The 11568-nt window shown below is 31.6% G+C and carries 12 protein-coding genes and 1 pseudogene; 12 read left to right on the top strand and 1 reads right to left on the bottom strand.

Annotated elements, in window-relative coordinates:
• Positions 1-8: 8 nt before the first annotated feature.
• The 10 genes and pseudogenes from CN514_RS17530 to CN514_RS17485 all read left to right on the top strand — a co-directional run bounded on the left by CN514_RS17530 (position 9) and on the right by CN514_RS17485 (position 8184).
• Positions 9-1898: an ABC-F family ATP-binding cassette domain-containing protein gene (locus tag CN514_RS17530; protein ID WP_098233709.1), complete on the top strand. Its 1890-nt coding sequence runs from the start codon at positions 9-11 to the stop codon at positions 1896-1898.
• Between the two features lie 164 nt (positions 1899-2062).
• Positions 2063-2452: a single-stranded DNA-binding protein gene (locus tag CN514_RS17525; protein ID WP_176525954.1), complete on the top strand. Its 390-nt coding sequence runs from the start codon at positions 2063-2065 to the stop codon at positions 2450-2452.
• A gap of 55 nt (positions 2453-2507) precedes the next feature.
• Positions 2508-3665: a conserved virulence factor C family protein gene (locus tag CN514_RS17520; protein WP_098233707.1), complete on the top strand. Its 1158-nt coding sequence runs from the start codon at positions 2508-2510 to the stop codon at positions 3663-3665.
• Complete coding sequence (locus tag CN514_RS17515) at positions 3662-4090, top strand: BrxA/BrxB family bacilliredoxin (protein WP_097979342.1); 429 nt, start codon at positions 3662-3664, stop codon at positions 4088-4090. Before CN514_RS17520 ends, CN514_RS17515 begins: the two co-directional genes overlap by 4 nt.
• A gap of 41 nt (positions 4091-4131) precedes the next feature.
• Entirely contained in the window at positions 4132-4920 is a 789-nt protein-coding gene (locus tag CN514_RS17510; protein ID WP_098233706.1) for a class I SAM-dependent methyltransferase, read from the top strand.
• Positions 4921-4950: 30 nt separating this feature from the next.
• Positions 4951-5448: pseudogene (gene thyA, locus CN514_RS17505) on the top strand (thymidylate synthase); the annotation flags it as partial.
• A 340-nt stretch (positions 5449-5788) separates the two neighbouring features.
• Positions 5789-6088 (top strand): thymidylate synthase, encoded by a 300-nt coding sequence (thyA, locus tag CN514_RS17500; RefSeq protein WP_483295022.1) that lies wholly within the window; start codon positions 5789-5791, stop codon positions 6086-6088.
• Positions 6085-6567, top strand: a complete 483-nt coding sequence (locus CN514_RS17495) for a dihydrofolate reductase (protein ID WP_098233705.1) — start codon at positions 6085-6087, stop codon at positions 6565-6567. The genes thyA (CN514_RS17500) and CN514_RS17495 overlap by 4 nt, the downstream gene beginning before the upstream one ends.
• A 110-nt stretch (positions 6568-6677) precedes the next feature.
• A complete protein-coding gene (locus CN514_RS17490) occupies positions 6678-7334 on the top strand; it encodes an FMN-dependent NADH-azoreductase (protein WP_098233704.1) in 657 nt (218 codons plus the stop codon).
• Positions 7335-7479: 145 nt separating this feature from the next.
• Entirely contained in the window at positions 7480-8184 is a 705-nt protein-coding gene (locus CN514_RS17485; RefSeq protein ID WP_098233703.1) for a lysophospholipid acyltransferase family protein, read from the top strand.
• A gap of 38 nt (positions 8185-8222) precedes the next feature.
• Here CN514_RS17485 and trhA read toward each other — a convergent pair whose 3' ends face one another.
• On the bottom strand, positions 8223-8849 hold the full coding sequence (trhA, locus tag CN514_RS17480) for a PAQR family membrane homeostasis protein TrhA (RefSeq protein WP_286141735.1): 627 nt from the start codon (positions 8847-8849) through the stop codon (positions 8223-8225).
• A gap of 205 nt (positions 8850-9054) precedes the next feature.
• Between trhA and iadA the strand changes: the two genes are divergently transcribed.
• The gene (gene iadA, locus CN514_RS17475; RefSeq protein ID WP_098233701.1) at positions 9055-10221 is read left to right on the top strand and encodes a beta-aspartyl-peptidase; all 1167 of its coding nucleotides are present in this window, start codon (positions 9055-9057) and stop codon (positions 10219-10221) included.
• 288 nt (positions 10222-10509) lie between these two features.
• Positions 10510-11556, top strand: coding sequence for a BMP family lipoprotein (locus tag CN514_RS17470; RefSeq protein WP_176525953.1), 1047 nt, complete (start codon positions 10510-10512; stop codon positions 11554-11556).
• Positions 11557-11568: the final 12 nt, after the last annotated feature.

Raw genomic sequence — 11568 nt, 5'->3', positions numbered from 1 at the left:
TTTAAAATATGAAGATTTTAAGTGTAGAGAATTTAATCAAAACTTATGGGGATAAAACTTTATTCGATAAAATTTCATTTACCGTAAGCGAAGGACAGAAAATTGGATTATTAGGTATAAATGGAACTGGTAAATCAAGTTTATTAAAACTCATTGCAGGTGTCGAGTCAGCTGATGATGGTAAAATTACGACTCCAAAGGATTATGTAATAAGTTATTTGCCTCAACATGAAGACTTTGATAAAAAGCAAACGGTTCTTGAAGCAGTATTTGAGAGTGATGATAAAGTAATGGTTTTAGTAAAATCATATGAAAAAACTTTACAAGCACTTGGAGAAGATCCATCTAATCAAGGATTACAAAATGAATTACTAAAATTACAAGCTGAAATGGATTCATTAAATGGTTGGGATTTAGAAGCTAATGCAAAGACAATCTTATCGAAACTAGGTTTATCAAATTTAAATTTAGATGTTTCATTACTTTCAGGTGGTCAGAAGAAAAGAGTAGCCTTAGCAAAAGCATTAATACATCCATGTGATTTATTAATTCTAGATGAGCCTACGAACCATTTGGACTATGAATGTATCTTATTTTTACAAGAATACATAAAAAGATTACAAAACGCAGTATTATTTGTTACTCATGATCGTTATTTTCTAGATGAAGTTACTACAGCACTATTAGAGCTTTCAAATAGTAATATCTATCGATATGAAGGAAACTATCAGTATTATATTGAACAAAGAGCTGCTCGAGAAGAGCAAGAGGCAGCTACTAATGAAAAAAGAAACAATTTATTTAGAAGAGAATTAGCTTGGATGCGAAGAGGGGCAAAAGCTCGAACGACTAAGCAAAAAGCTCGTATTCAACGATTTGATGACCTTTCGGGTAAACTCAACAATCAAGAAAAAGTGGAATTAGAGATGAACTTTCAACAAACTCGTTTAGGTAAAAAAGTTGTTGAGTTTATAAATGTTAATAAGTCGTTTAACGAGAAAAAGATCATAGATAATTTTAACTTACTATTACTTCAAACTGATCGAATTGGAATAATTGGTGAAAACGGTGCGGGGAAGACAACTTTATTGAAAATGCTTGTTGGAGAAGAACAAGTTGATTCTGGTGAAATCGAAATTGGGCAAACAGTAAAAGTTGCATACTATACTCAAATACAAGAGAATGTGAATCCAACTATGAGAATGATTGATTATATTAAGGAAGAAGCAGAAGTCATTCATACACCAGATGGAAAAACAATTTCAGCTTCACAAATGCTGGAAACATTCTTATTTCCTACTCAATCGCACGGAGTACAATTGGGAAAACTTTCAGGTGGCGAAAAAAGAAGACTATATTTATTAAGACTCTTAATGACTGCTCCAAATTTAATATTACTTGATGAGCCAACAAACGATTTAGATATTGATACTTTAACAGTTTTAGAAGATTATATTGAGAATTTCAGTGGAGTAGTAGTTACCGTATCACATGATCGCTATTTCTTAGATAAAGTTACAAATAAATTATTAATTTTCGAAGGTGAAGGAAAAATTTCATCTACATTAGAAAGCTATACGGATTATTTAGAACGACAATCGAACGAAAAACGTGAAGTTGAAGCTATAAAAGAACCAATTGAAAAACCAGTTTATCAAAAAGAACAAAAGAAAAAGCGATTAACTTATCAAGAACAAAAAGAATGGGATAGCATTGAATCAAATATCGAAAAATTGGAAAATGAGATTGAGCAATTAAATGAAAAATTACAAGGTGTAGGCTCTAATTTTGATGAAGCTTATAAACTTTCTAAAGATATTGAGGAAAAAGAAGCTCAACTTGAACAGAAAATGGAGCGTTGGTCAGTTTTAAGTGATTTAGTAGAAAGTCTAAAGTAGAGTATTAATTTTGAGTTTTGGATTATGATGTCATTTTACTATTCAAGTTTTTATATCACATAATGAATTTTTAAAAATAAAAGTTCATTTAAAATACTATTTTCCTTTTTTTACGAACTTACAATAATTTTGTATTGTAGAAAAAAATAAAGGAGATGGTAATAATGATAAACAATGTTGTATTAGTAGGAAGATTAACGAAAGAGCCCATTTTACAAACTACACCGAATGGAAGGAAAACAACTTTTATTAATATTGCTACGAATGTTTATTCAGATTATCTGAAAAAAACGAGAACGAACTATGTTTCAGTAAAATTATGGGGTCCCATTGCTGAATATGCTACTAAAAAAGCAAAAAAAGGGATGGAAGTTTCTATTGAAGGAGTTATAAAAACTTCAAGTTATGTAAAGGAATCTGAAAAACCTATTTATGTGACAGAAATAATAGTTGAGAAATTTCACCTTTTTACTCGTCGATCTGAAGAGTTAACTCACAACGCAATCGAATCTAGAACAAATGACTTTGAAGAATTCGTTAAGGCGTTACAATAGTGAGTTTTTCCTCTTTTTGATAGAATGGACTAAATAACAAGAAGAGGAGATTAAGATGAAAATTAAGTCAATTGAACCAACACCAAGTCCTAATACAATGAAAGTGTTATTAGATGAGGAATTGCCATCAGGAAGTAGAAATCATTATTCTATTGATAATATTGATAAGGCTCCATTAATAATTCAAGAGATATTAGGAATAGAAGGAATCAAAAGTGTCTATCATGTAGCTGATTTTATTGCCATTGATCGTAAGTCAAATGCAAATTGGCAAACCATTTTGCTTCAAGTCAGAAATGTATTTGGTGAAGAAGTAAATGATGAAGCTACTAATGATACGATAATAGATAATCATTTTGGAGAGGTACAAGTATTTGTTCAAATGTATCATAATATACCAATGCAGTTGAAATTAATTGTAAATGGCGAAGAACAAAGAGCAGCTTTACCTCCATTCTATAAAGAAGCAATTATGAAACTAACAACATCTGCATCAAATGTAGTATTTGAAAGACAGTGGATAGATTATGGAATTCGTTATGGCGAATTAGCAACAATTGAGAAAGAAATTATTGATGAATTAACGGCTACTCACACTGAAAACGACATAAAGAATATCGTCAACGAAGTGATGACGAATGATGTATCCAATACTGAGAAAAAAGAAGTTCCTAAATTTGAACCATTTACTGCAGATATTTTTGAAGAAAAAGATTGGAAAAAAAGGTATGCGAGATTTGTAAAAATCGATCCTACCCTTGAAGACCTACCTTTACTAGAAATCGCATTAAAAGATGACCATGTTTCAATAAGAAGATTAGCTACAGCTTATTTAGGTATGTTAAAATCAGAATTAGTGTTACCTTATTTATATGAGGCTTTAAAGGATAAGGCAGTCGGTGTAAGACGAATTGCTGGAGATTGTTTATCAGACTTAGGATTTGAAGAAGCCATGCCAGCTATGATTGAAGCATTAAAAGATCCTAGTAAATTAGTTAGATGGCGTGCAGCAATGTTTCTTTTTGAACTAGGTGATGAAAGTGCAATTCCAGCATTAAAAGCTGCATTAGAAGACCCAGAATTCGAAGTGAAATTACAAGTTCAACTTGCATTGCATCGAATTGAGAATGGTGAGGAAGCACTAGGTTCAGTTTGGAAACAAATGACTGAGCGTAATAAAATAGAAAATGACAAAGGAGAAACAAACCAATGAATGCATATGATGAGTACATGAAAGGGATCGTAAAACCAATGAGAGAGGAATTAACTTCAAATGGTTTTACAGAATTAACTACTGGGGAAGAAGTCGAGTCATTTATGAACGAATTAAATGATACTGCTTTTTTTGTAATCAATTCAGTTTGTGGTTGTGCTGCTGGACTTGCTAGACCTTCTGCAGTTCAAGCTGTTATTGAATCAGAGAAAAAACCTGCAAAAGTTATGACAGTGTTTGCTGGACAAGATAAGGAAGCGACTGCGACGTTAAGAGAATATTTAGCTGACTTCCCACCGTCTTCACCTTCAATGGCAGTATTTAAAGGTAAAGAGGTAGTTGGATTTATTCCTCGTGAACAAATCGAAGGCTCAACTCCTGAAGATATTAAAGCAAGAATTCAATCAATATTTGCACAAATGTAAAAAGAGGATTTTTCCTCTTTTTTTCTTAATTAAGGAGACTTATGATTATTACAACTTGCTTAAGACCAGATGTTTATTTAGAAAAGGAAGCAGAGATAATTGCTTCAGACTTAAATGGACAGTTAATTCTCCGGAAAGAATTTAGCATTGAAGAAATCTATGGTAAATTTAAAAAACCTATACTTGTTTTAGGTAAAAATAGATTAGAATGGTATGAGGATGATCAAGCTATTCCATATTTTTTTCACCCGAACTCCTCAGTTTTTAGAATTAGACGATTGATGAAGGGTGAACATGATCCATTTTGTGACGCTTGTTTATTAACAAAAGGTGATTCTTTATTAGACTGTACACTTGGAATGGCTTCAGATAGTATTGTTGCAAGTTATGTTGTAGGTGACCAAGGTAAAGTTTTAGGCTTAGAGAAAAACCAAATTATTGCTTACCTAACTAAGAAAGGTTTAAAAACAAATAAACAGAACATTAAAGATTGGTCGAATATCATTAATAAAATTGAAGTAAAAAATATAGATTATAAAACTTATTTGAAGACACTTCCAGATCAATCTTTTGATATTGTTTATTTTGATCCGATGTTTGAAAAAAATATCGAAGCCTCTTCGGGTATTGCAGCATTGAAAAATTTAGCATCATATGATGACCTAACATATGAAGTAATCAATGAAGCTAAGCGCGTTGCCAAAAAAAGAATAGTATTGAAAGATCATTTTAGAAGTGAAAGATTTAAAAAATATGGATTTAATCAATTAATCCGCAAATCATCAGAATTTCATTTTGGCTATATTGAAATTAACGAAGAAGATTATTAAGAATAAACAATACATAATTAGGAGGTCAATATGAAGCAATACTTAGATTTATGTAAACACGTATTAGATAATGGCATGACAAAGACAGACCGTACTGGAACAGGAACAATGAGTACATTCGGTTATCAAATGCGATTTAATCTTCAAGATGGCTTTCCTTTAGTAACTACAAAGAAAGTTCACTTAAAATCAATCATTCATGAATTATTATGGTTTTTAAAAGGCGACACTAATATTCAATATTTAAAAGAAAATGGTGTTCGTATTTGGAATGAGTGGGCCGATGAAAATGGTAATTTGGGCCCTGTATATGGTGAACAATGGAGATCATGGAAAGCTGCTGATGGCTCAACAATTGATCAAATTTCAGAAGTAATTAATCAAATAAAAACAAATCCAGATTCTCGAAGAATAATTGTTTCTGCATGGAATGTTGGAGAACTTGATAAGATGGCATTAGCACCATGTCATTGTTTTTTCCAGTTCTATGTGAATGATGGAAAACTTTCTTGTCAGCTTTATCAGCGTTAATTCTGAGCGCCTTTACAGAGTAATCTGTACCGAAAACCTTGCTAAACGGGGAAACTCTTAAATAAAGACAATCCCGTGCTAAATTTATTCTTTGTAGGTGGTTTTATGAAATATAAACCTGGAGTTTATAACATTCTCAATTCCCAAATTTCATAATTACAAAGAATAATAAATGCCTAACGACTATCCAAATATGGAGTAGGGTGCAAGTGATTGGCACCCGAAATGCAAGGGACCTTATATCTTATATGAGGTCGTGATATAGTCTCATCTGCATGGTGACATGTAGCAGTTCTTTTTAAGAACGGGCCAAGATTAACGAACTTGGTTGAAGATTTTGTCAGCTGACATTTTTTTAGGAGTTCCATTTAATATCGCATCTTATGCGCTATTAACAATGATGATTGCTCAAGTATGTGATTTAGAATTAGGTGATTTTGTCCATACATTTGGAGATGCTCATATTTATACAAATCATCTTGATCAAATTAACTTACAACTAACAAGAGAGCCTCATAAATTACCAAAAATGAAGATAAATCCTAAAATCAAAAACATTTTTGAATTTAAATATGAGGATTTTACATTAGAAGATTATGAGTGCCATCCTGCGATCAAAGGGGTAGTAAGTGTATGATTGCTGCATTAGTTGCGATGTCAGAAAACAATGTAATCGGCTTAAATAATAAGATGCCTTGGCATCTTCCACAAGAGCTTGCTTATTTTAAGAAAGTAACTACTGGGTATACAATTATTATGGGAAGAAAAACCTTTGATTCGATTGGTAGACCACTTCCAAACCGAGAAAATATCGTTGTGACGAGACAAAAGGATTTTCAAGCTGAAGGTGTTACAGTCATTAATGACGTTATAAGTTATGTTGAGGAAAATAAAAATAAAGATTTATTTATTATTGGTGGGGCTGAAATTTTTAATTTAACATTCCCATATTTAGATACACTTTATATTACTGAAATTGAACATAACTTTGAAGGCGACACTTTTTTTCCGAATTTTTCAAAGGATGAATGGAATGTAAAATCTGTTTCTGATGTACAGGTCGATGAAAAATCAAAAATTAAATTTAGATATTTTGTTTATGAAAAAAAGTATTGACATCTTGAATTAGAGATATTATTATGAGGTTAAGGGATTTGATTATCCCTTGATTTTTAAAAACAAATCTCGAATTAAAGATAAATGAAACTGAGAGGAAGATGTTTAAGATGAAAAAATTACTTTATATTACTGCAAACCCAAATGCAATTGAAAATTCATTTGGTCTATCTGTAGGGGAAGCATTTATTAATGAATACAAAAAAGCAAATCCTGAAAATGAAGTTGTTCATTTTGATTTATTTAAAGAAAATGTTCCTATGTTAGATGGAAATGTATTTGATGCATGGGGCAAATTAGGAAACGGTACTGCTTTTGAAGAATTAAGTGCTGATCAACAAGCTACTTTAGCTGCTATGAATCGTAACTTAGAAATTTTCACTCAAGCTGATGAGTATGTATTTGTTACACCATTCTGGAACTTTAGTTTCCCATCAGTTGTAAAAAACTTTATTGATAATATCTCAATTGCTGGTAAAACATTTAAATATACTGAAAATGGTCCAGTTGGTTTACTTGAGAATAAAAAAGCTGTACACATCCAAGCAAGCGGTGGCGTATATTCAGAAGGTCCTGCATCTGGAATTAACTTCTCTAGCCCATACTTAACAAGTATCTTAAACTTTGTAGGTGTTACTGATGTAACTACATTATTCGTAGAAGGTATGGCTGCAATGCCAGATAAAGCACAAGAAATTAAAGCTAACGCAATTGAAAAAGCTAAAGTTCTTGCTGCAGAATTCAGTGGAGCAAAAGTTTCGAACTAAAGATTCACAGTATTAAGGAATCGGCAAATAAAAGCCGATTCTTTTTTTGTTTCTCGTTTTATTAAATAATCAGGATGGATAATACTTTTCAAGTGGTTGGGCATTTTGTATAATAATTAACATACTCAACTATCGGAGGATTAATATGTTTCGCACAATATTTGCTGCAACACGCATTGTAGTTGGTGTAATTGAAGCAAAGCTAAAATTATCATCAGTAAAAAAAATACCAAAAGATTTACCTGTACATGAGCAAGACCGTATAATGCACCAATTTCCTGATTATTTCGGGAAAATGATGATTGGCTGTACTGGTAGTAAAGTAAAGGTTGAAGGGATCGAAAATATTCCTAGAGACGAAGGAGTCCTATTTGTAAGTAATCATCAAAGTAATTTTGATATTCCACTATTATTAGGATATTTAAATAAGCCTATTGGATTCATTGCAAAAATCGAATTAAAAAAACTACCGATTGTACCAGATTGGATGGAACAAATGCATAGTGTATTTATGGACAGAAGTGATCGAAGACAATCACTTAAAGCTATAAAAGAAGGCGTTGATAAACTTAAAAATGGCCATTCATTAGTTGTTTTTCCAGAAGGTACTCGAAGTAAGGGTAGTCAAATGGGTGAATTTAAATCAGGGAGCCTACATTTAGCAACGAAATCAGGGGTTCCAGTTATTCCTGTAAGAATTGAAGGGACTTTTAATATTTTAGAAGCTAATGGTAATCGTATTAAACCTGCAAATGTTATACTTAAAGTATTTCCACCAATTTATCCTGAACAAATTGGAATAACAGATGCCAAAGAATTAACTAACTATATTAAAGAGATTATTGAATAATAAAACTAAAAGCGCTCATTTAAAATGAAGCGCTTTTTTTAAACTACAAATTTAAATATACAAAAATACATAGATGCACTTCCTAATAATACAAATAAATGCCAAATTGCATGACTATATGGCCAGCGTTTGACTAGGAAAAAAATTGTGCCAATCGAATAAAATAGCCCTCCTAATAATAAGTAGAAAAATCCTATTCCAGATAGTCCTACATAAATAGGCTTAATTGCAAACATCATTAACCAACCCATAATTAAATAAACAATTGTTGAAAATAATTCAAACCTATTAACATATATAAATTTAAAGATTACACCTGAAACTGCCAAGCCCCAAATAATTGTAAATAAGGACCAGCCAATTCTACCCCTTAAAGTTACGAGTAAAAATGGCGTATAAGTTCCAGCGATTAATAAATAAATTGCCGAGTGATCTAAAATTGTAAATAGCCTAATTAGCTTTGGGTCTCTAACGCTATGAAGCAATGTTGAGCAAATATAAAGTAGCAACATAGACAAACCAAAGACTGTAAAGGAAATTAAATGCCAGGGTGTCCCTTTATGCATAGCCTTACTAATTAAATAATATAGTGCTGGGATGCATAGTATTGCACCAATCCCATGAGTAATAGCATTTGCTAATTCTTCTTTCATTGCTCTACTCATAAAAATGCCTCCTATTTTCATTGAATCATTTTTAACTATGAGAGTATTATGAACAAATCTAGAGATTTAATGTTTTCAATATTTTATAGCTGTATGTATAGTTTGTTAGATCATTTTTAACAGTTGCTAAAAAGCAAGAATGAATCATAAAACAGACAGATATGGTAATCTGAAATTAAACAATATTATCCAATCGGAGGTATATATGTTACTCATAAAAAATGGCGAAATCTTTACCCCAAAGTCAATAGGTAAAAACGATATTTTAATATCGAATGAAAAAATTGAGTATGTTCATGAAGAAATAGACATTACCTCATCTTCGGTTCCTTTACAAATATTTGATGCATCTGCCTACTATATTGTGCCTGGCTTCATTGATGCTCATGTGCATATTATTGGTGGCGGAGGTGAAGGTGGCTTTAAAACAAGAACACCAGAATTATTGTTGTCTGATTGTATTAACGGAGGAATCACCACCGTAGTAGGAGTAATTGGTACAGATGGAACAACAAGAACAATGGCCAGTCTACTTGCAAAATGTAGAGCATTAGAAGAAGAGGGAATTACTTCATTTGTCTATACGGGCTCGTACCAAACACCTGTCAAAACGTTATTTTCTAAGATTGAAGAAGACATCATCCTAATTGATAAGATTATCGGTGTTGGAGAAATAGCTATTTCGGACCATCGATCATCTCAACCGACAAAGGAAGAATTTGCAAGAATAGCTGCACAAGCTCGAAATGGGGGCTTGCTTTCAGGAAAGTCCGGCGTTGTAAATGTACATATTGGAGATAGTAAAAAAATGTTATCAATGATCGAGGAGATTGTTGAAGAAACCGAATTACCAATTACTCAATTTTACCCAACACATATTAACCGTAATAGCTATTTATTTGAAGCTGGAATTAACTTTGCTAAAAAAGGAGGGTTTGTTGACTTTACAACTAGCTCAATCCCACACTTTTTGAATAATGGTGAAGTGAAATGTAGCGTAGGATTGAAAAGAATGCTCAATTCAGGTGTTAGCATTCAACAAATAACGTTTACATCTGATGGACAAGGTAGTCTACCCGATTTTGATGAAAACGGAATACTACGGGGTATGAAGGTAGGAAGAGTAAGTAGTTTATATGACGAAGTAAAAGACGCAATTTTAATTGAAGGTATCAAGATTGAAGAGGCAATTAGCGTAATCACTAAAAACCCAGCCGAAATATTAAAATTACAAAAAGGACAAATCAAAAATGGATACGATGCAGATTTAGTCTTCCTAAATAAAGCCACGCTTGAAATAGAAGCAGTTATTTCAAAAGGAAAAATAATGATGCAAGATAAAGAAGTATTAGTAAAAGGAACATTTGAATGAATAAAGGTTAGTAGAAAAGCAGGAATTACTAATTATTCCTGCTTTTCTGATTGGAAAGCGAGCATCCTGTAGTGAAAATCAACAACACTTAACTCCTTTTACGAAAATTCGATAATTAAATAATAAAAATGTTTTCAGCACCGTGTAAGCAGGAGGTATATGTACTTCCTGCTTTAAAAATTTTGATCCAAAAACCCTCAATTTCCTAATCCCTCTTCTTTTCAACGAATAAAACAATAATCGAAAATTCATACTAGAAATAATTGTATTCGAATGAGGTGAATGATTTTGTATATAAAAAAGACTGCATTAATCTTAATTTCGATATTTGCAGTCGTCATTTCGGCTTGCAGTAATAATCAAGAGTCTAGTAATACTTTCAAAATTGGGATTGTTTCAAATTCAAATGGTAAAAATAATAGTTATTTAAACTCAATTGCTATGAAAGGTATTACTAAATTTGCTAAAGAGGAAAATTTAAAAAAAGATAAGAATTATAAATACATTACAACAAGTAGTACTAAAGGTTTTGAGAAGAAAATTACTAAACTGGCTGATGCAAATTATGATTTGATTATTGGAATAGGTAATAATTTATCTTCTGTATTGAATAAAGTTGCAGAAAACAATAAAAGTACTAAATTTGGTGTGATTGATTCGAGTGTTGACCAACCAAATGTAATTAGTATTAATTTTACTGAACAAGACGGAAGTTTTTTAGCAGGTGTAATAGCAGCAATGAAAACAAAAACAAAAAAGATTGGATTTATCGGTGGAGACGACAATGAGATTATTAACAGATATAAGTATGGATTTATTTCTGGAGTAAAATCAGTAAATAAAGAAATTGAAGTTCTTACAGCCTATTCAAATACCTTTAATGACTCTAAAATAGGCTCAAGAATAGCAAATGACTTTTTTATGAAAGACGTTGATATAATTTTTCCTGTAGCAGGTTTAACAAGTAAAGGCGTGTTTACAGCTGCAAAAAAGATTAGGAAATCAAATCAAAGGGAAGTATGGGTAATAGGGGCTGACCGTAATGAGTATAAACACGGTTTACCTGAAAACGTAACTCTTATTTCACTTGTGAAAAAAATTGATCAGGCAGTATATGATTTAGCTAAACAAACAAAATCGAATGAATTTCATGGTGGTAAAACGTTAATTTATGGTTTAAATGAAGATGGTATAAAATTAATACTAGCGGATCATAATGTTGAGGACCCAATTTTAGTAAAGGTTAATGAATATAAAGATAAAATTCAAAGTGGTGCTTTAGTAGTACCTAGTAATAAAGAAGAGTATTTACAGTTTAAAGAAAAATTAATTTAATTTAATAACAAT

The sequence above is a fragment of the Bacillus sp. AFS001701 genome (assembly GCF_002559405.1).
Classification (GTDB): Bacteria; Bacillota; Bacilli; order Bacillales; family Bacillaceae_G; genus Gottfriedia.
This window is presented reverse-complemented; position numbering and strand designations above follow the sequence as displayed.